The sequence below is a fragment of the Acinetobacter sp. PC34 genome (genome assembly GCF_051789135.1).
Classification (GTDB): domain Bacteria; phylum Pseudomonadota; class Gammaproteobacteria; order Pseudomonadales; family Moraxellaceae; genus Acinetobacter; species Acinetobacter johnsonii.
The window spans coordinates 1,896,628-1,920,237 of the sequence record NZ_CP196664.1; the positions used below are offsets into that span (position 1 = coordinate 1,896,628).

Annotated in this window: 31 protein-coding genes; 25 read left to right on the plus strand and 6 right to left on the minus strand. The window is 40.4% G+C overall.

All coding sequences use genetic code 11. The features are described from left to right. The first annotated feature begins 6 nt into the window (after window positions 1-6). The 4 genes from ACSC9N_RS09180 (at window position 7) to ACSC9N_RS09195 (ending at window position 3,163) form a co-directional block, all read left to right on the plus strand. A complete protein-coding gene (locus ACSC9N_RS09180; protein WP_010326521.1) occupies window positions 7-513 on the plus strand; it encodes a GNAT family N-acetyltransferase in 507 nt (168 codons plus the stop codon). Between the two features lie 209 nt (window positions 514-722). After that, window positions 723-1,076 (plus strand): hypothetical protein, encoded by a 354-nt coding sequence (locus tag ACSC9N_RS09185; RefSeq protein WP_010326520.1) that lies wholly within the window; start codon window positions 723-725, stop codon window positions 1,074-1,076. 267 nt (window positions 1,077-1,343) lie between these two features. Beyond that, window positions 1,344-2,276, plus strand: coding sequence for an IS5-like element ISAha1 family transposase (locus ACSC9N_RS09190; protein ID WP_004637176.1), 933 nt, complete (start codon window positions 1,344-1,346; stop codon window positions 2,274-2,276). A 29-nt stretch (window positions 2,277-2,305) separates the two neighbouring features. Next, on the plus strand, window positions 2,306-3,163 hold the full coding sequence (locus ACSC9N_RS09195; RefSeq protein ID WP_010326519.1) for a KAP family P-loop NTPase fold protein: 858 nt from the start codon (window positions 2,306-2,308) through the stop codon (window positions 3,161-3,163). A 31-nt stretch (window positions 3,164-3,194) separates the two neighbouring features. On the opposite strand, the gene ACSC9N_RS09200 is transcribed toward ACSC9N_RS09195, so the two are convergent. From ACSC9N_RS09200 to ACSC9N_RS09225, 6 genes are all read right to left on the minus strand, one after another. Then, entirely contained in the window at window positions 3,195-4,760 is a 1,566-nt protein-coding gene (locus ACSC9N_RS09200; RefSeq protein ID WP_010326518.1) for a putative phage abortive infection protein, read from the minus strand. A gap of 90 nt (window positions 4,761-4,850) precedes the next feature. After that, a complete protein-coding gene (locus ACSC9N_RS09205; RefSeq protein ID WP_010326517.1) occupies window positions 4,851-5,312 on the minus strand; it encodes a type II toxin-antitoxin system YafO family toxin in 462 nt (153 codons plus the stop codon). A gap of 2 nt (window positions 5,313-5,314) precedes the next feature. Continuing rightward, entirely contained in the window at window positions 5,315-5,476 is a 162-nt protein-coding gene (locus ACSC9N_RS09210; RefSeq protein ID WP_155115399.1) for a hypothetical protein, read from the minus strand. A gap of 249 nt (window positions 5,477-5,725) precedes the next feature. After that, the gene (locus ACSC9N_RS09215) at window positions 5,726-6,733 is read right to left on the minus strand and encodes a phage portal protein (RefSeq protein WP_010326516.1); all 1,008 of its coding nucleotides are present in this window, start codon (window positions 6,731-6,733) and stop codon (window positions 5,726-5,728) included. Continuing rightward, a complete protein-coding gene (locus tag ACSC9N_RS09220; RefSeq protein ID WP_058952066.1) occupies window positions 6,733-8,517 on the minus strand; it encodes a terminase large subunit domain-containing protein in 1,785 nt (594 codons plus the stop codon). The genes ACSC9N_RS09215 and ACSC9N_RS09220 overlap by 1 nt, the downstream gene beginning before the upstream one ends. 209 nt (window positions 8,518-8,726) lie before the next feature. Further along, complete coding sequence (locus tag ACSC9N_RS09225; protein WP_029574996.1) at window positions 8,727-8,906, minus strand: hypothetical protein; 180 nt, start codon at window positions 8,904-8,906, stop codon at window positions 8,727-8,729. A 220-nt stretch (window positions 8,907-9,126) separates the two neighbouring features. Between ACSC9N_RS09225 and ACSC9N_RS09230 the strand changes: the two genes are divergently transcribed. The 21 genes from ACSC9N_RS09230 to ACSC9N_RS09330 all read left to right on the plus strand — a co-directional run bounded on the left by ACSC9N_RS09230 (window position 9,127) and on the right by ACSC9N_RS09330 (window position 23,593). Beyond that, window positions 9,127-9,948 carry a GPO family capsid scaffolding protein gene (locus ACSC9N_RS09230; protein ID WP_010326514.1) on the plus strand — a complete coding sequence of 274 codons (822 nt, stop codon included), beginning with the start codon at window positions 9,127-9,129 and terminating at the stop codon, window positions 9,946-9,948. A gap of 17 nt (window positions 9,949-9,965) precedes the next feature. Beyond that, window positions 9,966-10,976, plus strand: a complete 1,011-nt coding sequence (locus tag ACSC9N_RS09235) for a phage major capsid protein, P2 family (protein WP_010326513.1) — start codon at window positions 9,966-9,968, stop codon at window positions 10,974-10,976. 7 nt (window positions 10,977-10,983) lie between these two features. Next, entirely contained in the window at window positions 10,984-11,667 is a 684-nt protein-coding gene (gpM, locus tag ACSC9N_RS09240) for a phage terminase small subunit (protein ID WP_010326512.1), read from the plus strand. Window positions 11,668-11,762: 95 nt separating this feature from the next. Further along, window positions 11,763-12,215 carry a head completion/stabilization protein gene (locus tag ACSC9N_RS09245; RefSeq protein ID WP_010326511.1) on the plus strand — a complete coding sequence of 151 codons (453 nt, stop codon included), beginning with the start codon at window positions 11,763-11,765 and terminating at the stop codon, window positions 12,213-12,215. Then, on the plus strand, window positions 12,212-12,421 hold the full coding sequence (locus tag ACSC9N_RS09250; RefSeq protein ID WP_010326510.1) for a tail protein X: 210 nt from the start codon (window positions 12,212-12,214) through the stop codon (window positions 12,419-12,421). The genes ACSC9N_RS09245 and ACSC9N_RS09250 overlap by 4 nt, the downstream gene beginning before the upstream one ends. Before the next feature lie 2 nt (window positions 12,422-12,423). Then, window positions 12,424-12,783 carry a putative holin gene (locus ACSC9N_RS09255; RefSeq protein ID WP_010326509.1) on the plus strand — a complete coding sequence of 120 codons (360 nt, stop codon included), beginning with the start codon at window positions 12,424-12,426 and terminating at the stop codon, window positions 12,781-12,783. Further along, window positions 12,780-13,052 (plus strand): phage holin family protein, encoded by a 273-nt coding sequence (locus tag ACSC9N_RS09260; RefSeq protein WP_010326508.1) that lies wholly within the window; start codon window positions 12,780-12,782, stop codon window positions 13,050-13,052. Before ACSC9N_RS09255 ends, ACSC9N_RS09260 begins: the two co-directional genes overlap by 4 nt. Then, window positions 13,049-13,903: an N-acetylmuramidase domain-containing protein gene (locus ACSC9N_RS09265; protein ID WP_010326507.1), complete on the plus strand. Its 855-nt coding sequence runs from the start codon at window positions 13,049-13,051 to the stop codon at window positions 13,901-13,903. Before ACSC9N_RS09260 ends, ACSC9N_RS09265 begins: the two co-directional genes overlap by 4 nt. Beyond that, the gene (locus ACSC9N_RS09270; protein ID WP_010326506.1) at window positions 13,900-14,427 is read left to right on the plus strand and encodes a phage tail protein; all 528 of its coding nucleotides are present in this window, start codon (window positions 13,900-13,902) and stop codon (window positions 14,425-14,427) included. The genes ACSC9N_RS09265 and ACSC9N_RS09270 overlap by 4 nt, the downstream gene beginning before the upstream one ends. A gap of 10 nt (window positions 14,428-14,437) precedes the next feature. After that, complete coding sequence (locus ACSC9N_RS09275; protein ID WP_010326505.1) at window positions 14,438-14,878, plus strand: phage virion morphogenesis protein; 441 nt, start codon at window positions 14,438-14,440, stop codon at window positions 14,876-14,878. Between the two features lie 94 nt (window positions 14,879-14,972). After that, window positions 14,973-15,602 carry a phage baseplate assembly protein V gene (locus tag ACSC9N_RS09280; RefSeq protein ID WP_010326504.1) on the plus strand — a complete coding sequence of 210 codons (630 nt, stop codon included), beginning with the start codon at window positions 14,973-14,975 and terminating at the stop codon, window positions 15,600-15,602. Next, window positions 15,599-15,943, plus strand: coding sequence for a GPW/gp25 family protein (locus tag ACSC9N_RS09285; RefSeq protein ID WP_010326503.1), 345 nt, complete (start codon window positions 15,599-15,601; stop codon window positions 15,941-15,943). The genes ACSC9N_RS09280 and ACSC9N_RS09285 overlap by 4 nt, the downstream gene beginning before the upstream one ends. Then, complete coding sequence (locus ACSC9N_RS09290; protein WP_010326502.1) at window positions 15,940-16,851, plus strand: baseplate assembly protein; 912 nt, start codon at window positions 15,940-15,942, stop codon at window positions 16,849-16,851. Before ACSC9N_RS09285 ends, ACSC9N_RS09290 begins: the two co-directional genes overlap by 4 nt. Further along, the gene (locus ACSC9N_RS09295; protein WP_010326501.1) at window positions 16,848-17,453 is read left to right on the plus strand and encodes a phage tail protein I; all 606 of its coding nucleotides are present in this window, start codon (window positions 16,848-16,850) and stop codon (window positions 17,451-17,453) included. Before ACSC9N_RS09290 ends, ACSC9N_RS09295 begins: the two co-directional genes overlap by 4 nt. Next, the gene (locus ACSC9N_RS09300) at window positions 17,446-19,524 is read left to right on the plus strand and encodes a non-contractile tail sheath protein (protein ID WP_010326500.1); all 2,079 of its coding nucleotides are present in this window, start codon (window positions 17,446-17,448) and stop codon (window positions 19,522-19,524) included. The genes ACSC9N_RS09295 and ACSC9N_RS09300 overlap by 8 nt, the downstream gene beginning before the upstream one ends. A 40-nt stretch (window positions 19,525-19,564) precedes the next feature. Next, window positions 19,565-20,941, plus strand: a complete 1,377-nt coding sequence (locus ACSC9N_RS09305) for a phage tail-collar fiber domain-containing protein (RefSeq protein ID WP_010326499.1) — start codon at window positions 19,565-19,567, stop codon at window positions 20,939-20,941. 10 nt (window positions 20,942-20,951) lie between these two features. Beyond that, entirely contained in the window at window positions 20,952-21,239 is a 288-nt protein-coding gene (locus ACSC9N_RS09310) for a hypothetical protein (protein ID WP_010326498.1), read from the plus strand. A gap of 89 nt (window positions 21,240-21,328) precedes the next feature. Then, window positions 21,329-22,504: a phage tail sheath protein gene (locus ACSC9N_RS09315; protein WP_010326497.1), complete on the plus strand. Its 1,176-nt coding sequence runs from the start codon at window positions 21,329-21,331 to the stop codon at window positions 22,502-22,504. A gap of 38 nt (window positions 22,505-22,542) precedes the next feature. Continuing rightward, window positions 22,543-23,058, plus strand: a complete 516-nt coding sequence (locus ACSC9N_RS09320; RefSeq protein WP_010326496.1) for a phage major tail tube protein — start codon at window positions 22,543-22,545, stop codon at window positions 23,056-23,058. A 62-nt stretch (window positions 23,059-23,120) separates the two neighbouring features. Next, the gene (locus tag ACSC9N_RS09325; RefSeq protein WP_010326495.1) at window positions 23,121-23,459 is read left to right on the plus strand and encodes a phage tail assembly protein; all 339 of its coding nucleotides are present in this window, start codon (window positions 23,121-23,123) and stop codon (window positions 23,457-23,459) included. Window positions 23,460-23,476: 17 nt separating this feature from the next. Further along, the gene (locus tag ACSC9N_RS09330) at window positions 23,477-23,593 is read left to right on the plus strand and encodes a GpE family phage tail protein (protein WP_081241752.1); all 117 of its coding nucleotides are present in this window, start codon (window positions 23,477-23,479) and stop codon (window positions 23,591-23,593) included. Window positions 23,594-23,610: the final 17 nt, after the last annotated feature.

Below are 23,610 nucleotides of genomic sequence, written 5' to 3' on the forward strand. Positions count from 1 at the left end.
TTTTTAATGAACATCACGATTCGAGACGAACAGCCAGAAGATATTGAAGGCATTGAGAAGTTGACTCGCGCTGCATTTTTAAATGCAGAACATACCAGCCATACGGAACAATTCATTGTGAACAGTCTCCGAAAAAGTGGTCAACTCCCGATCTCTTTAGTTGCTGTTGAAGATGATTCAATTATCGGTCATGTCGCCATTTCACCTGTATCTATCTCGACAGGTACAACTGGTTGGTATGGCCTAGGCCCAATTTCTGTCTACCCAACTAAACAAGGTTTGGGCATTGGGTCACAGCTGATGCAGGCATCCCTTGAAAAATTAAAACAACTGGGTGCCAAAGGCTGTGTTCTACTAGGGGATCCCAATTATTATCATCGCTTTGGGTTTCGACCTTATCTAGAGTTGGTTTTACCTAGCGTTCCTAGCGAATACTTTCAATCCCTTAGTTTCAATGGAGAAATACCTCAGGGCGTTGTCAGTTATCATGACGCATTTAATGCCACTGAATAAATTGAACTTTTAAATATCAATTTACTCTGTTGTGTAAAGTTTGAATGAATACTTTAAACCGTATTTTGAACCGCTTAAGGTGAATAACAGTACGTTTATACAACGTAAAACTCCATTTATGTAAAGCGAATGTAAAGCAAACTTTTAAACTTAAGATATACCAAATAGTATATATGGACTTATGATTTATATATAAAAAGGTCATTTTTATGAAAAATGCTTTAGGTGCAACACTCGTTACTTTAGCCTTAGTGGGTTGTACTTCTGCACCAACAGGAAAAGTCACTCAAGAAAACACATCAAGCAATAATACTGCAGAAACACAAGTGATTCACTTCACAGGACCAATGGATTTAACCATTGAACTGAAGTCATCTGATAATTTTGAAACAGCGATGATGACGGATAACTCAGATCGAACATTCATGCTGAAAAGTGCACCAGCCGCAAGCGGTATGTTTATGACGGACGGCAAAGGCGTATCGATTCACATCAAAGGAAGTGAAGGCATTGTCGAGTTTGTCAAAGATAAGCCGATCCAGATTACTGAGTTTAAGAAATAAACGTCATAGCTAATACAGCTAATCGTTTATTAGAAAAGGTCATGTAGGACAACTCCCACATGACCTTTATTTTGTCTTTACTCAGGATACGTTAATCAGTTTTCAATATTTAGTGAACTAATACACCACTCAACTTTTGAAACTCATAAGGTGTGTGATTCATAGAGATCGTTTCAATTTAGCGATCTCTAAATCCATCTTGTAATTGGCGTGGGCTTTGTTGCACAAACCTATCTCTAAAGGCTTATTCCACAATATAATTCTCAAATGAATAAGCCCACACCTAAAATCTATCGTACAACCAATTGGTCTTCTTATAACAGTGCATTAATAAATCGAGGAAATCTCTCAATTTGGTTTGATCCCAAGACTCAATGGTACGCTCAACCCAAAGGTAAACATGGTCGAAATCAAACTTATTCAGATACAGCCATCCAATGCTGTTTAATGATCAAATCCTTATTTCGTCTTTCTTTACGCATGGTCACTGGCTTTGTGCAAAGTCTCATTCATCTTTGTAGATTAGATTGGACAGCACCAGACTATTCCACCATCTGCAGAAGACAAAAGCATATTGATATTGCAATTAACTATCAAAAAAGCAGTAATGGTCTCCAGCTACTCGTCGATTCTACTGGCTTAAAGTTTCTAGGCGAAGGTGAATGGAAGCGTAAGAAACACCAACCTGAATATCGTCGCCAATGGCGTAAACTTCATATTGGTATAGATGCTGAAACCCTTCAAATACGCGCTATTCAACTCACTACAAATAATGTGAGTGATTCACAAGTGCTTGGTGATTTACTCGATCAGATTCCACAAGATGAGCAGATTGACTCTGTCTATACTGATGGGGCTTATGACACCAAGCAATGCCGTCAAGTAATTGCAGACCGACAAGCACATGCGGTGATTCCGCCAAGAAAAAATGCGAAACCTTGGAAAGATACAAAGACCAGCTCGCTAGAGCGAAATGAATTACTTCGAACAGTTAAACGTTTAGGAAGAACAATATGGAAAAATTGGTCAGGCTATCATCGCAGAAGTCTGATAGAAACCAAGATGCATTGCATCAAATTATTAGGCGATAAACTCCGTGCGAGAAACTTTCAAAGCCAAGTCAATGAGATTCATGCACGTGTGGCCGTATTAAATAAATTTACAGATTTAGGCCGACCTCACACCCAAGTTGCCACTTAAATTTAGATAACTTGGAAGAAGTTTAGCTTTTGAATGTTTGTGCAACAAAGCCCTTTAAAGCTCAACTTGCTGAAATTACAAAAAAAGAGAAAAAACCTTTAGTCTTTATTGTTGATGAACTTGACCGCTGTAAACCTGAATTTGCGATTCGCCTAATCGAACGTATCAAGCACTTTTTTGACATTCCAAAAGTTGTATTCATTCTTGCTGTGAATAAAAATCAACTAGAAGAATCGATCAATAATTTTTATGGATTTTCGAGTACTGCAAATTATCTTGAGAAGTTTATAGATTTTTCTGTGATGTTGAAAAATAAAGACTTAGATGGGAGCAGGTATGCTGAAATACTAAATAACTATAATAAAGATTATCAACTTGACCTTCAGAGAAATGAACTTCATACTTTCATAGCCTTATGTAAGACATATTCCCCTAATCCAAGGCAACTTGTTAAAATTATTAATAAGTTTTCCTTATTAAAATATGATTTGAATGAGACACAAAAAGTTTTTCTATTTATTTTCCTAATCTATTCTGAATTAAGATTAATTACCTCCTTTACAGATACAGAATTTTCTACGCATTTCTACAATCACCATAAAAATGTTTTCCATAAATTCAATTTTAATAGTACTAATAGCCCAGCAGAAAAGAGAGCTTCATTTTTTCAATTCTTAACTAATGATATTTACTCTAAAAATTCAAACACTAATATTTTCGCTTATTTATCTGCGTACATTGAGTATCAAAATTTATCACCTGCTGAGTCAATAAATTCTAAATATCGCCACTATAAAGATTGCAAAAACCATTACTACCCTACTGAAAATCAATCAAATGATCTAATGGATGAGTGGTATAAGTATGTGCATATGATTGAGGGGTAAAACTTCGATTTTAGCAAAAGAAAAGTGCCTCTTAGGCACTTTTCTTTTGTTGTTTTTCTTCATTGTTATTCATATATTTACAATATTCTAAGTAATCAATGTTGTATTTAATAACTGTTAGTACGGTTTCCGTATATTCATTTTTTCTAAGCTCCTCCAAGAATGAATCAATCATTCCTAAGTAGTTATTTTTTTGCTCGATATGTTCTTTGCAAACGTCTATACTTGAATCCAAATCAGATAGTGAGTAAATTGAAGCTGAATTACATCTAACTTTTTCATAATATACTGGCTCTCTTCCCTCCACCTTAAAATAATTTTCAACATACTCAATCATACTCTTATACTCTTTTATATACCCCTCATAATCTTTAATTTCATTAATTTTTTTATAATATGAAATAGATTTTTCCTTAATAATTTCAATGTTATTTTCCGTGAAAATTAATTCATTCATCTTCCAAGAAATTAGTGAATTAATTGATGCAGCAACTCTAATTGAGTTTAAATTTAAAATGAACTTTACATCTTTTAGTTTTATACAAATACTATTAAAATCCTTCTCACTCAAACCAAATTTAATTCGACTTAACTCATCAAAATAAGATTTATATGCATCACTATCTTCGAAAGCAATTCCATTATATTTATACGCGAATCTAGATATTTTATTTATAGCCTTATGATCATAAACATTGTTTTCAAAAAGAATATGTTCAAATATCCCATATTTTTCAACTAAACTCTTAAAATTATCCTTGCCATATTTCCCTAAGCAATTAAAGAAAAATACTTCAAGCTCATATTGTGTCAATGTTGCTCTAAAGATATCAAAATATTCTTTTCTCTTTTTAGAGTAGTGTTCAGTATCAGTATGACCATTAAGATCATCTGTATTATCAATTAATTTTGTAATTTGATAGCAAATTCGAAAATAACTACCCATGTAATCTAAGAGGTTATGCCGATAGTATTCTTCCCAAGCCATAGAGGTTTGAGATTGTTTGAATCCTTCTATACCATATTTTATGGCTTCTTTTCCAACAAATAATTCTGCTTCCTGATGTCCTTTAGCTGTTCTAAAATATCTAATATCATTCGTAATATCAGTTTTTGCTTTTAACAACTGGAAAAAAAGGCTTTCAAAATTTTGAAGTGCAATTTGTTGTTGTTGTGCAATTGCTGCATCTTGCTGACTCTTCAATGTATCTTTATTTAACTCTAAAATCTCAACTTGAGTTTTTACGTTTTCACTTTCAAGCCTAGCAATTTCTTCTTGATGTTTTGCTGACTCTTCTTGAGCTTTAGTCGCTTTAGCCAACTCTACTCGTGTTTCTTTTAACTCTTTAATTTGTAGTCGAACTGAATATGTCAGCCAGTAAAAGGCAAATAATGCAAAAATTGGGTTAAGAATGCCCCCAAAGAAATCGCCTACTGGTCCCCAACTTTGAGCAGATTCAGTAACTTTAAGATTAATAAAAATCATATAAAAAAATATAGCTGTAATAAGAATCAGAAAAACCATGATTCGATGGAAATTGATATCTCTATCAATTTTGTCTAAATCAGCATTGTCTTTTTTATCAAGTTGGTTCATATCAAATTATTAGCAAGCAAGTCGATTCAAGCCACAAGTATAATTTGATACGCAGTATCTATCTATTTTTAATTAATATTTTTAAGTGATTTAGGCAGTCAAATTAATTTGAGTCAATCGGTACTGCTCTGCTTCATGAATAAAAATTTGAACATCCTGCTCATATTGAGCATGACTTTCTGATTTATAAAACTCAAGCACAAAATAATGATGTATACCGTTATGCTCGAAATAAGAATAAACTAAATAGCTATCGCTGGTGCATTCCCATTGGGTTTTCGCAGAACCATCAAGAAAGTCCCACTTAGAATGAGGTTGCTTTACGTGCAAGTGTTGAATATTCTGATTACTAGCTTCAGGGTATTTTTTATCGAAACGATCACGCCCAAACAAAGGAGATAAACTTTCGTAGGTTTCTTGTGCATGACGTCTAGGTGATGGGTGTTCATGAGGTTCACTATTTTCTTTGTAATAGCAAAACTCCTCAAAAACTTCTTTGAAATCTGAGTCATTATTAAATTTTGAGTGATATGCAAATACAAATTGAGACAATCTTAGCCTCGAAGACTAACAGACTGTCTCACTTTTTCCATACGTTCTGTACCACGTTGAGCTGCTTGTTCAGCAGTATTTACTAACGTAGCTAAACGTTCTGGTGACATTTCACGACGGTTGGTACGTTTTTCGGCTGGACGAGGTACTACCATAGTGTTCATAACAGACCTCCTTTTTTAATAAATGATGGGCATATAAGATACTATGCTTGGAAGTTCTTAAGAACTTCCAAGCATAGTATCTAAGTAGCATTTTTTGTTCAATTGTTTTTACAAAACTTATACTATTTCTTATCTATCTAAAAAAAGAAAAACTCCATGAACTACATGGCGATTATCTAAATAATCGCCATGTAGTTCATGGATTATACCAGAGTATCTAAGTACCCACAATTGCCGAAATGACATTTCTTATTTTTTTACACCTAATTTAGAAAATTGTATCACATTTAAACCCAACCACTCATTAATCGGGTTTGCAATTCTTTGCATGAGAGGTTCTATCTCCGCATTCCAATGAACTTCTTGCGCTTCCGTAATAGAGCCAAAACCACCCGTATTATTGGGAATAATGCCTAGTAACTGAGGTGGTGTACGCATAGCCGCCAATATGTCATCCCGAGTAATAGACTTAATATGTGCAAACTCATCCTTCGCTGCCACTTCCGACACGGGTATTAACTTAATACCATCGGGCTTACCACTGGGTGAGTACAAAAACAGATTTCTAAAGTTCCCTGGTCCTTTACTGTCTTTAAGTGCCTGACGTAAATTATTTACATCGTCTTCATTCTGCTGCGGATCGGTCAGGTACAAAATAAACCCAGCATGAGAACCATTGTTATAGTACTTACGACGGAACAAAGTCGCAGACTCATTTAACCAAGCAGACTGCAAAGCTGCCAAATATTCAGGTGTGCCATACACTTCCTGATTTATATCGCACTCACGTACCTGAAAAACTGAATCACGCTCAAAATGGTGGTACTTCCAGTTTTCTGTAATCATTAAAAATTCTTTCGGGTCTTGTTTACGTCGCATGTATTTGGCCAAAGGCGTAGTCACCTGCACCACTTGGTTTGAACGACTCTTTACTGCTTCCACATAGCCCATACCAAACACCAAAAAGTCCATGACCAACTGCTCAAAGGCTTTGGAAGACATCAACTTATTCGGCTTAAATGCAGAAACCAACTGATTGCGCTTATAAATAATAGCGGTCGACAAATAAGGTGTAGAACGGAAAGACTTTGCCAAGCCCTCAAGACTCACTGGCGGCTCATAGTAAGTCCCATTCCAATACACCTGAAACATACTCATGTAATCATGCGTATTCATGACAGGTTCAGGGTCACCAAAGGTAAAGGCTTGAATCGCATTGTTTTGCGCCACAGCAGGCAAGTTTTGAGTTTCAGACATTAGAATATTTCCATTGCAGCAGTATTGTGGACGTTACGCCCTTCCAGTGGTTCATTTGCAAAGACATGCATGCACGCCCAAGCAAGGTCGGCATGCCCTACTTCTTCTGAACGTGTAGCTTCAAAAGTGAATTGGCGACCTGAGCCTGTCATGGTCTTTTTGATGGCCATAAAGCTTTGTGCGACATCGGTCCAGCCTGCATCAAACTCAAAACGACCTTGATGAACCACATCCATGGCTTTCAGTACCAACATTGTTTTAACCTCTACCGAATAGCTAAAAGTGGTTAGTGCTGGGAAGAACTGGCGTACCAATTGGGCAACCCCTGTCCCCATGCCTGTGGTGTCTAAACCAATGTAGGTCACACGGTAGTTTTCACAAACTTTTTTGATGTAAGCCGCCTGCGCCTGAAAGTCCATACCTTTAAATTGATGACGTTCCAGTAGGCGGAATTTTGAATAATTAATCGATGGTGGTGCAATCACCACTAAACCCGCTGTGTCACCCGATTCAGCAGGGTCATAACCGACCCATACTTCCTGATAACCAAATGGCCGAAGGGCTAAAGGTTTAAAGTCTCTGTCCCACAGTACCCATGAGTCCACCATGCACGGCTGCATAACTGAAAGTGGAAAGACCGAATGTCCATCATCCATGAACATACACATGAGCAAGTTGGCAAAACTTTCTGCCGAATACTCAAAGCGTAATTCATCAATATCGAATAGGTCACAACCGCCGCGTTCAGCATCTAAAATAGTGACAATCTGTCGCCAAATTTTGTCTTCACAGAGTCGACCATCTTTTAAGGCTTCATGGCTGACATCAATATTCAGTCGTTTATCTTTAGGTCTGCCCTTGTTAAAGATTTCCCCTGTCCAAAAGTTAAAAGCTTCGTGGCTTTTTGATGATGGCGTAGAGAAATAGGTTTTGCGCCAGCGTTTGTGCATAGCCATACCAGAGGCAACTTTCTGTAAGGTCTGAAAACCATGTACCCAAAAGTATTCATCGAAGTAAAAATTGCCGTGGAAGCCCTGAGCTGTTTTGGCATTGGTACCTAAAAATATTAGTTCTGAAGGTGGACCTTCTTCAAAGTTCAGGACGATTGGATCGCCCTGTAGATCAAGATCAATCGACTCAGCAGCAAAGGACTTAATATAGGATTTAAAAACGTGTGCCTGTGCTTTGGAAGCAGAAAGAAAAATCTGATTACCTCCGCCTGTGATCGCATCAACGAAAGCTTCTCGCCCAAAGTAATACGTCGCGCCAATTTGACGACTTTTTAAGATATTGCGTGAGCGCTGATTTTTGGCTTTGAACCAAGTACGTTGATAGTCAAATAATCCCTCATCAAAATCTGCCTGAACCTTTTCAATCATGGCCTGCGTAATCAAGTTTCGCTTAGGCATCTTTTTCGGTTTGGCATTACGGTTTTGAATTTTGGGATTGATGTCGGCTTCATTACCGCCATCACTGAGGTATTTTTCGCGTCGGCTATATTTGTCTTTTTGACGTTCTAATAGGTCGATTTCTTTGAAATCCCCTGGTGTTTTTTTCTCGAGCAAATACAAGGTACACAAACGGGCTTCGAGTGCCTGTGCAGCAATTCCTTCAGGTGCTTCTTTGTCCCATTCGTCACGGGCTTTCCATGAATGAACGGTTTTTTCATTTTCCTGTAGGTATTCCGCAATGCTGCTGATACGCCAACCCATCCAGTAAAGGAACTTTGCCTTTACTCGGTTATCAAATGTTAGCTCGAAGCGTTCGGTGTCAAATGTATTCATGCGCCAATTAAAGCAATGCACTTTGTACAAAGCTTGATTTAGCTTTTGTATGATCCCCTCTTACAAAGGGCTTTATTTAAGAACTTGGATAAGGTTAGAAAGTGCTAAAAGGATTGGTGCAGCTTGAGTAATCAAAATTCCAATTAAAACGTAGGATATGACAACATAAGTCCAAGTACGTAATTCCTTATTTTTAGATTGTTTTTCCATCATTGAGGTAGGCCTACATAAAATGAAATTATATTTAAAAGTGTTCTTGTCGCCATTAGAGCTATAGCAATTAATGCAAGATTCCAGAATATTTTCACAAAACTTTCTGGTTTTAAGTTCATAGCTTCCATTGTCGCTCCTAGAAACTTAACTAAAAATTTAGTATTGTTATCTCTCATATTTTTGATCCTTACTTGATCTAAGGGTTGGAAATAAAAAAGCCAAGAATTGCCGTTCTTGGCTTTTTGCTTTTGTGCCTATTATTCAGTTTTCCTACCTCAGATCATTCCTTGTGATTTGTAGCATCCCCTCTTACAAAGCAGATTTATTTACTAATGCCGTCGGACTTTCAATGATGCTCATTATTTGATGAGCAAATTTCTGAACGGTTAAAACACCATGACAAATAAATCAAAGTTCTTTCGTGTTGCAGTCGAAGGAGAAACCATTGATAAGCGCGTGATTGAACGCTCTTGGATTGAACAAGCTGCAAAAAACTACAACCAGTCTGTATATGGCGCGCGTATTTGGGTTGAGCACCTACGTGGTGTAATGCCCGATTCTTCCTTCCGTGCTTATGGCGATGTGCTTGCAGTCAAAGCCGAAGAAGTCGACATGAACGGTGAGAAGAAGCTGGCATTGTTTGCACAAATTGACGCAACTTCTGACTTGGTCGAAATGAACAAAAAGCGTCAGAAGATTTTCACCAGTATCGAAATTGACCCGAATTTCCAAGGTAAAGGCGAAGCCTATTTAGTAGGCCTAGCAGTGACTGATTCCCCTGCTTCTATCGGTACTGAAAAACTCAGCTTTTCCAGCATGGTTGCTAAGTTTGGTGAAAACTCTGAGAAGAATGCCTTTTCCATTGCTGCAGAAACTCAAATCGAGTTTGAAGACGACAGCAAAGGCTTATTTGCTGGAATGGTTCAGAAGTTCAGTGACCTATTCTCCCCGCAAATTGAACAACAAGGCGCAGAAGCCAAACTGAACTTTACCGAAGTCAAAAAAGTACTCGAGCAAATTGCAGAAACCTTTGGCAAGCAAAGTACGGCTTTCTCAAAAATGCAGCAGGAACTAAACGAGCTGAAAACCCAATATAGCGAACTTGAGCAAAAACACAGCACCCTTTCAGACTCATTCAATCATCAACCTGACCCAAATCATAACAAACGACCTGAAAGCACTGGGCATTCAGGCAGTAATGCTGCTGTCGTTTACTAATACGGAATTTCTTAATCATGCGTAACGATACACGAAAAAAGTTTAATCACTACATGGGCGAAGTTGCCCGCATTAACGAAGTCGACAGTGCAGCGGTTCAGTTCACTGTTGCACCAACACCGGCACAAAAGTTGGAAGAAAAAATTCAGCTATCAAGCGAGTTTTTAGGTCGTATCAATGTCATTGAAGTGGTTGAGGCAACTGGTCAAGCCATTGGTCTTTCTGTAAATAGCACCATTGCTGGTCGTACTGATACCACAGGTGATGCCAAACGTAATCCATCCGATCCGACAGGTCTAACGGCTAACACCTATGCCTGTCAAAAAACAGACTTCGACATTGCCTTACTCTATTCAAAAATCGATGCCTGGGCAAAGTTTGCCGACTTCCCTGAAAAATGGGCAGGTGCTTGTGCCAAAGCGATTGGCTTAGACCGCATTATGATTGGCTGGAACGGTACAAGCATCGCAACAACCACCAACCGCAACACCAATCCATTGCTGCAAGATGTAAACGAAGGCTGGCTATATAAAATTCGTACCCGCAGCCCTGAACGCAATATGACCGAGGTCGTACAAGGCTCAGGCAAAATTACTGTGGGCTCTACAGGTGACTATAAAAACTTGGATGCCTTAGTGAAGCAAGCTGTTGATAGCTTGATTGATGAAGTTCACCAGGATGCGACGGATCTAGTAGTGATCTGCGGTCGTTCTCTATTGAACGATAAGAACTTTGCCATTTTGAACCAAGATCAAGACAACCAAAACACGCTTGCAGGTCAGGTTTTGGTAGGTCAAAAGCAAATTGGTGGCTTACCTGCCGTTCGCGTTCCCTTCTTCCCAGATAACACGTTCCTGATCACCTCTCTCGACAATTTGTCAATTTACTACCAAGAAGGTGGCAAACGTCGCTTCATTCGTGAAGAACCTGAGAAAAACCGTGTTGCAGACTATCAATCGAGCAACGAAGACTACGTGATCGAAGCCTATGAAAAAGTGGCTTTGGTTGAAAACATCGAAGTTCTGTAGGTGACAAATGAATCACGCACGTAACCACTTTCTTCGCGTTTTGGCAGAGAAATCTGCCAAGGCGGATGCCTTTGGAGCAACCCGCCATGATGCATCGATCTATCAACTCCAGTTGGCGGAACTGAAAAATGATAAATCACTGCTTTCACATATCAAATCAGATGAAAGCCGTGCTGAAGCTAAAGGCAAACTGATTCCAAAATACCAACCTTATGTCGAAGGTATTTTGGCGGCCAATCAAAAGGTGGACGACGAAGTTGTCACCACCATCATGCTGTGGTGTTTTGATGCTGGCATGTTCCATGAAGGCTTAAAGATTGCTGTGTTTGCTTTAGAACACGGATTAGATATGCCTGACTCTTTTAGCCGGGACACTCCAAGTATTGTGGCTGAAGAAATTGCTAATGCTGCATTGACCAAGCTGAAAGCAAGCGAAGTATTTGATTTAAATACTTTGCTTGATGCTGAAAAACTTACTGAAGGTTTTGACTTACATGATCCTATTCGCGCCAAGTTGTACTGCGCAATTGGGAAAGTTTTTCTGTCTGAAGACAATTATGTACCTGCAATTGAGTACATGAAAAAAGCGATTGCCAAGAAAGACAACGTCGGCTGTAAACAAGACCTTGATCGTGCTGAAAAGCTCTTGGCCAAACAATTAGAAGAACAGCAAGCTGCTGCATCTTCTTAACCTGTGCCCCCCGCACCTGGTCGGCATGATGGGGATGACAAAACTTTTAAGTTGTTGTTCTGAACCATCATCCACCGACCACCTAGGATATGACTATGACTGGTTTTAGCTTTAATGCACCTACAACCATGCCAGATGAGTCGATTAGCAATGATGGGTTCTTTCCCAATCTTCAATTGAATCTGATCCGGGAATCTGTGCGTTTAGATGGCAGCATTTCCAACCCTCGTCTAAAAGATGCCGCGATTGCAGCCATGTTAGAAATCAATGAGCAACTACGCTCGCTCAAATTTAAAGCATCGGCACTAAGTGAGCTCGCAACTTCGACCATCGATGGAAAGCCCAATACTGAACTTCTGTATTTACGTGCAATTCATTCTGCGATCGCAGCGGACATTAATGAAAAATATCGAAGCTATGACAGCACAGGTGATGGCCAGAAACGGGCTGAAGAATTGTCACCGACCATTGATGAACATCGACGTAACTTGCGTTGGGCGATTCGTGACTTGCTTGGTACCAGTCGCTGTACCGTGGAATTGATATGAAAACAGTGAAGTCCGTTCAGGGGGACACGATTGATCTGATCTGCTGGCGCTATTACGGTCGAACCGCTGGTGTTACTGAGACAGTGTTGGAAAGCAACCCGGCTTTGGCTGAACAAGGTCCAATACTGGTGCTTGGCACTGAGGTTGTTTTGCCTGATATCCCCGCCCAACAGCAGATGACAAAAACAATTAATTTATGGGATTAAGCATGCCTGAACCTACCACGACAACCACAACGGCAACAGCTATCAGTTTAAGTGCCGTTTCCATCCTGCCTTTTATTAATGGTAATGCCCTACTCGGCGCTGTTTTAGGTGCAGCATTTATTGCCACCTATGAAAAAGATTTATCTGCTTGGCAGCGCTTACGCACGATGCTGCTTTCAACGGGTATTGGCTATTTGCTTGCATCTGAAATTACCAGCCGAACTTTTATCACCAGCGATGCGACAGCAGCGCTTATTGCATCCACATTTTCACTTTTCATTTTGATTAAAGCAGTTGATTGGGTGAAGACATCCAAACTGTCTGACATTTGGAAGACTTTTAGAGGTGGAGGTGCCTCATGATCGAATTCTTATTTCAATTTATCGCTGTTTTGGCCTATCTGATTTGCGGTATCCGCATTGCTTGTTATAGCCCTAAAGAAACCGCTTTCCATCGTGGTTACTCATGGCTGGCAACATTGCTTATTGCCTCTTTTCTTGGGCAGTCGGTTCACATTCTCTTCTTTAAAGATCCCGTCACCCTATGGGATGCCATCTTTGCACTGCTTCTTGCTGTCATCGTGCTTCGCAGCAGAGGAAATGTGGCCAAACTAATTTGGAGTCCATCATGAAGCTACTTAAATTTGGAGCTAAGGGTTCAGCCGTTTCTGAGCTACAGCAACTTCTGATTAAAAATGGCATGAAAGGTAAAAATAATAAACCTCTATCTATCGATGGCCACTTTGGTGAAAGTACTGAATATGCCGTGATTCAATTCCAGAAGAAGATGGACATTAAAGTGGATGGCATTGTCGGGAATACCACATTGAATGCCCTCAAAGGTCTGGACCTATCTAAACATCTAAAAGATGCGGACTTAACGATTGGTGCAAAACGGCTTGATGTCCCTGAAATTGTGATTCGTGCGATTGCCGAAGTTGAAACACAAGGCGAAGGGTATTTGCCTGATGGTCGACCGAAGATTCTGTTTGAACGTCACCGTATGTATTTCTACCTCAGCCAGAAACGTGGCAAAGCTTTTGCAGACAAAATGATGAGCCAATATCCCAATGTGATAAATACCCAAACAGGTGGGTACCACGGCAATGCTGCCGAATACACACGGTTAGCTTTAGCAAAGCAAATTGATGAAGACTCTGCTCTGATGTCGGCTTCATGGGGGCGCTTTCAATTGATGGGCGAAAACTGGAAAGACCTCGGTTATTCCTCTGTTCAGGAATTTGTAGAGCAGCATTATCAAAGTGAAAGCCTACAGTTTGAAGCCTTTCTCCGCTTTTGTGAATTTAAGTCGGGAACGGTCGCTGGGAAAAAATGGACTTTGCTAGAAGCATTACGCCAAGAGAATTGGGATGCAGTCTTTAGCTTATATAACGGTCGCAACTATAAAAAGCTGGGCTATGACAGCAAGTTCCTTCGAGTGATGAATCGCCTCGATCCAAACTACCAGAGAAAAACTGCATGAAAAAGCCGATTAGTCTGCGCGAACATTTGGTGAGTCATCTGAAGTTCCTCCAGGACAACCCAGATAAGCTCAGCATGCATATTGAAAGCGGTCGTTATCGTACTACGCTTGCAAATGGCTACGGCATGGAAAGTATTTCACCTGTGAAGTTTGTCATTCAAGACTTTACAGGTGATGCTGACCTGATTGCCTTCTTACTGTTTCAATGGATTCGCGTACACCAATCAGAGTTACTCGCCAATTTAGATAAAAACAAAGATGCTGTGAAGTTCGAGGCTGAATTTATTGATAACGATAAAGTCGATGTCATGTTTGAATTAGAACTGACAGAACGTGTGATTATTCAACTGCAAGAGCATGGTGGCTACAACTTTTCTTATCCCGAAGAACCTCAGTACCAACCCGCTTCACCTGCAACCGAATGCGAATTGCTAGATGATCAAGGCAACCTCTTAGCAACGTGGACCAGTGTTGAAACTTTAAATATAGTCGCACTCGAAATGCCTTTAGCGAAGAAACCATAAGGGTCAAGCCATGCGTGATAACTTAGACGATTTGGTCAAATACCTAACGCCGATGCTGAATAAACTCAGCGATGCTGAAATGACGAAGCTGAATAAAAAGGTTGGAGCAGATTTAAGAAAAAGCCAACAGCAACGTATTGCGGCACAAGTTGGCCCAGATGGCTCAAGCTTTGCTCCGAGACGTTTACGCGAAGGCAAAAGAATTCGTCGTAAAATGTTCACCAAACTCCGATCGCAGCGTTATTTTAGAAATTTTTCAAATGCCGAGATGGTAAGCGTTGGTTTTCTGAGTAATGTCGTTTTTGTAGCTCGTATCCACCAAGATGGTTTACGTGCCCGTGTCAGTAAAAATGGGCCATCCATTACCTATCCCAAACGTGAATTGTTGGGGTTTGCTCCAACTGATATTCAAATGATTGAAGACTCAGTCATGAGGCATTTAAAGCCCTAAATCTTAGAGCAAAATGAAGTCTCTCTATTTGTAATATCCCCTCTTACAAATTGCCATTAATGCAAGCTTTGAACCCTTAACGCAAAGTAGGCACATGAGTGCTGAAATCCATCGCCGCTTAGAAAATTTGATCCGTTTAGGACGAATTAAAAGCGTTACCCCTGCTAAACCTTTTCATACCGTCACAGTCGACCTCGGCGATATCGTGACCGATGAATTACGTCTATTTAATTTACGCGCAGGTGCAGACCTAAGTCATGACTTACCTAGCATCAATGAGGAATGTGTCGTCTTCAGCCCAACTGGTGAGCTTGCCCTCGGCATTGTTTTGGTTGGTTTAAACAATGAATCTTTTCCGACTCCATCATTGAACCCAAATATTAAATTAAGAGTCTATGAGGATGGGGCCATGATCAGCTATGACACTGCTAATCATTCATTACAAGCCATCCTCCCCAATGGAGGAACGGCCATTCTTACTGCATCTGGAGGTATCACGATCAATGGCGATACCTCCATTAACGGTAATTTACAGGTCAATGGCAGTACTGCCATGACTGGAAATAATACAGTAGGTGGCAGCCAATTGATCCAAGGTAGCAGTCACTCTACTGGCAACTTCAGTACAGAATCTGATGTGAATGCCGGAAGCATTAGTCTTAAAAACCACAAGCATAGTGGGGTTCAATCTGGTGGATCAGATACAGGAGTGTCAAAAGCATGATGTCACGTGAAACTGGTCAAAGCCTCGAGGTCATTCCTCACATTAAACAATCCATTCAAGACATTTTATTTACGCCCATTGGCAGCCGAGTGATGCGTCGTGAATACGGTTCTATGATTTTTAAATTGCTCGATCAACCCTTTAATGATGCTGTCCGCCTTCAAGTGATGGCCGCAAGTGCTACAGCCATTTTGACTTGGGAAGACCGAATCAAACTGATCAATGCTCATTTTTCTAAGGCAGAAAATAGCCGTTTCCAATTGGATCTAGAAATGCAAATTGTTGGTTCTTCAGACATCAATAAATTATCAATTCCATTAACAATGGGCGCTTCAACATGACTCAATCGACTAATGCAATTGATCTATCTCAACTACCTGAACCAACAGTTGTAGAGCAAATAAACTACGAAACAATTTTAGATGCTGGACTACAAGAATATTATCGTCGTATGGATGCCCTTGGTATTTCTTATACACGACTTCGTGAATCTGATCCTGCTTACAAACTAGCAGAAGTCTTTGCATTTCGAGAAATGATTGTACGTCAGCATGTCAATGATTCGGCTAAAGCCGTATTACTTGCATATTCTTCAGGAATAGACCTTGAACATAAAGCTGCTGAAAAAAATCTAAAACGCCAATTAATTACTGCTGAAACCTCAACAACAAAAGCTATATACGAAACTGATGCATCACTCCGTAAGCGTGTGCAACTTGCACCTGAAGGCCAAACTACTGCTGGTAGTGAAGGTTCATACATTTTCCATGGCCTCAACGCCGATGTACGGGTTAAAGACATTTATCCTTATGCGCCATTAGATGAAAACCAAAACCCAATGGGTATTTGTAATATCTATGTGCTTTCTACTGAAGGCAATGGTACTGCATCAGAAGACCTTTTAAATGTTGTGAATACAGCTTTGAATGCTAAATCAGTTCGCCCTTTGACAGATCGTCCTATTATTTATTCGGCATCTATTATCAATTACATCATTGAAGCAGAAATTTATATTGATGAAGGTCCAGATGAAACTATCGTTTTGAACAGTTGCTATAAAGCCACAGAAGAATATATCCAAAAAGTCCATTCATTTAATGATGGCGTTTCATTGTCTGGGATTTACCAAGCACTCCACCAAGCAGGTGTCAGCCGTGTCAATTTGATTTCACCTGCAAGCAATATCGATACTTCAATCGGCCAAGTTGCGTATTGCACCAGCATTAATATTTCAAAGGTGGACACATGAGTAAATTACTGCCCCCAAACTCCACTAAATTTGAAATGAATTTTGAAAGTGCATTTTCACGTGTTTCAAATATTGAAGTAAATATACGCAGCTTTAATGATCCACTGAATGCACCAGTTGAAGTTTTGCCATGGTTAGCATGGGAACGTTCAGTTGATGTATGGAATAAAGATTGGACCGAAATTCAAAAGCGGCAAGTCATACAAACCTCCCTGAAGAACCATAGTATTAAAGGTACGATTGGATCGTTAGATGGCGCGCTTAATTCATTGGGGTTTCCAATTGTCGTACAAGAATGGTTCAACATGGTGCCACAAGGTAAGCCTTATACATTCAATATTTTTATTAAGACTAGTCAAAATAATATCAGTAAGTTTGATTTTAAAGAGTTAACGAAAGTTGTCCGTACTTATAAAAATTTACGTTCTCACCTTACTGGAATATCACTCGTTCTTGAAAGTACTTCGAGTATTTACACAGCAGCGGCCGTTATTACTGGCCAAGAAATTGAGTTCGCTCAGGCCGCAGGTGGATTGTATTTAGATGGTACTTGGTTACTCGACGGCAGTTATAGATTAAATGGAGTCAATTTAAGTGAGTGAAATAATCAGTAAATCAGAGTGGTCCCCAATTCGTTTACTTGAAAAAAATGAATTAGCTTTGGGCGGCATTAATGGCAACATGAATGAACAAGCAAAAGCACTAGGAAATCGAACTCTTTTTTTGAAAGATCAAATAACAGAGATAAGCAACTATTTAGGCCAAGATTCCACTCAAGAAGCTTTTCATATCATTGAAAGTACCATCCCTCGTTTTTCCGCCGACTGCTGGACAATTGATGGGCCACGAAGTATGTCCTTCTGCCTTGTGGGTGAGGCTGAAGATGCTTTTGATGTCTATTTTACTTCACGACGTCAAAACGATTTCGCTGCAGCTATTTTCTTTAGTGAAGATCAAGCGATGCACCCATATTTGGCCTATGAAACAAAAGGTGATTTTAGAAACTGTACTTTATCTTTTTCTATCGATACTTCAGGTGATGTGCCTGCAATTGATAATGAACATCTCGGGTTAGTCATGACGATTATTGTTAATGACGATAGCGAAACAGGCCAATCACCTTACTATTTACGATTAGCAAATCTTGCTGATCCAGTAACTTTAACAGCAACCCATGCCGATATCACGATTGATTGGAACACTGTAGTCAGTGGTTATGAGCAGAACATTCCATTTCCGAAAGAAGACATTCACCGTATCTTTATTGGATGTTTAACCCATGGATTTAATGCTGAGTTAAGTGATCCTTTGGAGCGACCACAACAAGGTGAATTGCATGTTAGCAAGATTCGATGTACTGGAAGCAATAGCACGTATAAGCGTAAATCTTTAAGTATTCCACAACATACTTTAGGCATGTGTACTGGCTATGACGATAGCTACAATGTGAACCCAGCTCGCTTGATAAAAAACTGCTATGACTTAGGTTATCGAGGTTTTATTAATCACTATTGTGGAATGTCTCATTTTTATGATTCCCGTTGGGATATAGAACAACAGCGGTTTATCGTCAGACGCGGTCCGGGTGACGACCAATTCGACTCTTACTTGAACCGAGAAGCAACAATTTGGCATACCCATTTTGCCCGTGCAGCACATAAACATTTCATGAAAATGATTTTTTCTATTTCATACGAGATTTATAGTGAAGCAGCAGAGCTTAGTTGGACGCAGCGGGATTGGGATAACAATTATGCATATACAGGTTATGAACCCCCTAGTTATTTGCTGAGTCCCTGTATTCCTGAAGCAATGAATTGGCTACAACAAGTCTTTATCGAGTTTGCAGGCATTTTAAATAATGAAGGTCATACTCCTTACATGCAAGTAGGTGAGCCGTGGTGGTGGATTAATCCCAATGATAAACCGTGTATTTATGACTATCCAACAAAGGTTAAATTTAATAACGAAACAGGTTTGTATGCACCAGAAATTGCCGATCGGATGAGTGATGTTTCAGGGGCGACAGAACAAGAATATTTGCTTTTCTTGCAAGAGGAGCTGGGCAACTCCGTGCGTCGCATACGCGCAGTAGTCAGGGATTATTATCCTAAGGCTCAGGTCTCCACACTTTTCTTTTTACCAAGCATCTTAGGTGAAGGTAGTGGCATTGCTTCAATCATGAATTATCCAATTGAACATTATCGTTATCCGAATTTGGATTTCATTCAAACTGAAACATACGATTGGTTGATCGTCGGAGAGTTTAATAAAGCGCTTCGGGGATTTACCTCAGCAATTGATGAATTGGGATATCCAGCGGACTTAGTACATTACTTAGCAGGATTTGTTCCTGATAATTTCTTAGGAAAGCTAGTAAACCCTGAATATGACTTAATCAATGATGGCCCTAAGGTTTGGCAAGCCATTATGGGTAGTGCCTATCTTGGTAAAGAGTACAACGTCGCAAAGCAATATATCTGGGCATATAACCAAATCATGCGAGATGGCTTAGTTGTACTGCCAGAAGACACGCTTAAACGGTTTTGGCTTGCAGATAAAGCTTATATGAGTCAAACAAGACAAAGTGAAATTACAGGTACTCCTATTCCTGGATTACCAGTCAATCCAACTCGCCCTCCGAAACCCGAAACACCAAATTATCCTGCATGACCTGAACATTGTGGAATTATAAGATTGGAGAATTTTTAGAATGTTATATAAAACTATTCATACAACAATAGGTCTGCAGCTATTAGCAAGTGCCGAGGCTACGGGTTCAAAAATTGAAATCACCCATATGGCTGTTGGTGATGGAAACGGTAATGAAATCATACCCAATCCGACGATGAAACAATTAAAACGTGAACGGTTTCGTGCACCAGTCAACCGAATATACCAAGATCCAGAAAATGAAAATTTATTCACTGCAGAGTTAATTATTCCCGTTGAAACAACGAGTTTTGTCGTTCGTGAAATTGCTGTATTTGACAGAAATGGCAATATGCTCATGATTGGTAATACACCTGAAGTACATAAACCATCTTTAAGTGATGGTGCATTCAGTGACTCTGCATATCGCATTCCATTTGTTGTGAGTAACAGTGACAGTATTGAGTTAAAAATTGATCCCAACGTGGTTACTGCGACACACAGTTGGATCATGAATACTTTGACAACAGCATATTTTTTCCCGGGTGGAACGATTGGTCAAGTTCTGAAGAAAAAATCGAACATTGAAGGAGACATAGAGTGGGATGATGCTTCTAATGCGGACGTCTTTGTTAATACAGTTGAAGAAGAGCAATCGCTAGTTGCTAACCAAACTATTGTAGATCTCACTAGCACGACTACCCGTGGTGCAGCGGTGTACATTAATGGCGAACGTATTACCAACAAAGTTGGTGCCAATGGTTGGCTTGCAACCTCAAATACGCAAATTACTTTGGGTAAGGCTTATGCTGGGGCCAAAATCCTGATTGTTCAAAATGAACCTTTAGGAGCTGCACCTTATCCTTTGGCTCAAAAAAATAACCTTTCCGACATCTTAAATAAACCTTTAGCACGCCAGAACTTAGGTGTCATGAGTTCGGATGAGGCGAGATACAATGACTGTCCACCTGGTACTGTTATCACTTTGGCTTCACAAAATATCCCGACTGGTTACCGATTATTAAAATGTAATGGTGCAGCTTATTCTCGGACTGCTTATGCAGATCTATTTGCTGCAATCGGTATTTATTATGGTGCTGGCGATGGCGTAAATACTTTTAACGTGCCTGATGCACGTGCAGAGTTTCCACGTTATGCAGATGATGGACGTGGTATTGATGTTGGTCGTTTAATCGGCAGCAAACAAGGTGATGCAATTCGAAACATTACAGGTGACACACCTGGTGGGTCAGGTGCAAGAGTGCCCGCATCTTCATATACTGGCGCTTTTTCTCTAAGTGAAAAAGCGGCTGGAAGAATTTCAACAGGTGAAAATTGGGGCTTACTCACAGCAACATTTGATGCATCGCGTGTTGTACCCACTGCAAATGAAAACAGACCACGTAACATCGCATGGCTTGCCTGTATCCGCTATTAAGGAATGAAACATGAATCAGATTACCGTGTATCAAACCAATTATTCAGGTTTATTTGTTGGAGAGACAATAGCCAATGAGTCACCACTTGAACCTGGTGTATTTGCTATCCCTGCAGGTTGTGTCGAGATAGCACCACCTTCTGAATGGTCTGAAGAACAATGGCCACGTTGGAATGGTTTCAAATGGGAACTGATCCAAAAGCCTGAAGTTCAGCAAGTGGAAACACCAGAAGAAAAACTGGCTGAATTTTTGAAAAACAATCCTGATGTTCTGTCTTTAATAAACTCCAATTTGTAGCATACCCTCTTACAAAACCTCGCGCTTAAAACGTGGGGTTTTGTATGTAAGCCTTTTGATGAACTAGAACATCAACAAAAGGTTGCCCTATGGCATTAGATGAATATCACCACGGTGTCCGTGTTGCAGAGGTCAATAACGGTACGCGTTCGATCCGTACAGTGGCCACCAGTATTATCGGTTTGATTGCAACCGCTTCAGATGCGGATGCTACCTCCTTTCCACTCAATACACCTATCCTCATCACCAATATCCAAAGCGTGATTGGTAAAGCAGGAAAGTTAGGTACCTTAAAGTCGTCGCTACAAGCGATCGTCGACCAAACCAATACAACGGTTGTAGTTGTCCGTGTGGATAGCGCTGAGACAGAAGCAGAACAAAGTTCACTTGTCATTGGAACTACAACAGCTTCAGGTCAATACACAGGCTTAAAAGCCCTACTCACGGCAAAAGCAAAACTGGGTGTGACTCCTCGTTTAATTGGTGCACCAGGACTTGATACCCAAGCAGTAACGACAGCACTGGCGAGCACTGCACAAAAGCTACGTGCTTTCGCTTATGCCTATGCTTATGGCTGCGGAACCAAAGAAGAAGTTGTGGCTTATCGTGAATCGTTTGCTGCACGAGAACTCATGCTGATCTGGCCTCAGTTCATTCATTTCAATACCGAGACTTCGCAAAATGAAGCTATCTCCCCTGTAGCTTATGCACTGGGGCTACGTGCCAAAATTGACAATTTAACAGGTTGGCACAAAGTTATTTCCAATGTCGCGGTCAGTGGTGTTGTTGGTATTAGTAAAGATGTCTGGTGGGATCTACAGCAAACTGGCACAGATGCCGACTATCTCAACTCAAATGGCATTACTACGCTCATTCGTGAAGATGGCTTTCGCTTTTGGGGCTCTCGTACCTGCGACGCGGAAGGACTATTTCCTTTCGAGAACTACACACGCACGGCTCAAATCATTGCTGACACGGTTGCTGAAGCGCATATGTGGGCAGTCGATAAACCACTTCATCCATCACTGGCCAGCGACCTCATTGAGGGCATTCGCGCCAAACTCAGTGACCTAACCAATAACGGCTACCTCATGGGTGGTGAAGCTTGGTATGACGAGACAAAGAACCCTGTAGAAAATTTAAAAGCAGGAAAATTCCGCCTCTCTTATGACTACGGTCCAGTTCCACCACTTGAAGATCTTGGCTTCTACCAAATGATCACAGACGACTACCTCGCAGATTTTGGCGCACGAATCACAGCATAAAGCTGTGATTTGTCCTCCCCCTATTTGAGTAAACACACATGGGATTACCAAACAAACTTAAAAACATGAACCTATTCAATGATGCTGAATCATTGGTCGGTGAAGTTGCGGAATGTACGCTTCCAACCTTAGGACGTAACTTCGAGAACTGGCGAGGTGGTGGTATGAATGGCCCTGTTGCCATCGACCAAGGTATGTCTGAAGACTCTATCGATTTTGAATGGAAAATCGGAGGTCTCAATCTGACATCACTACGTCAGTTCGGCATTACCTCTGCCTCTGGCGTCTTACTACGCTTCGCTGGTGCATATCAACAAGACGACACAGGTGCAGTCACTCCTGTCGAAGTTGTGATTCGTGGTCGTCATGAAGAAATCAGTATGGGTACCCAAAAGCCTGGTGATGACACTGAACAAACCATTAAAACCAAATGGACCTATTACAAGCTTACGGTCAACGGCAATAAAGAAATTGAAATCGATACTTTGGCCATGAAAGAAATCGTCAACGGTGTCGATCGTTTAGAAGCACAGCGTAAAGCCTGCGGTCTGTAATGCCCGACCTACTGCACAATTTTATGCAGTAGGTCTTTTTTAAACTTAGGAATTCAAACGCGATGAATATGCAACAACAAGCAGAAAACCTCGAAGTAATCAAAAACCCAAACGAAGCCCAATACACCCTTGAAACACCAATTCAAGTTGGTGGACAAACCATTTCGGAAATTATGATTCGTAAGCCAGGTACGGTCGCACTTTCTGGACTCTCCCTCCAGGACATTTACCGTTCCGATGTAAATGCACTCTGCCAAATCATTCCCAAATGTGTATGGCCACAAATCCCACGTGAAGCAATGCCCCTTTTAGACCCAGTTGATCTTGGTCAAATTGCAGGTCACATCATCTATTTTTTGATGCCGAAGTCGCAACGTGCAGCGACCGATATCCAATTATAGACAGTATTCCCGATGTCATGGCCAACATAGCTTTGGTCTTCCACTGGTCACCACGCGACTTCGCAGAAATGAGCCTCAGCGAATTATTTATGTGGCACCAAAAAGCTTTAGAGCGTAATCAAACCAACGAGTGAAGGTATTCCCACCAATG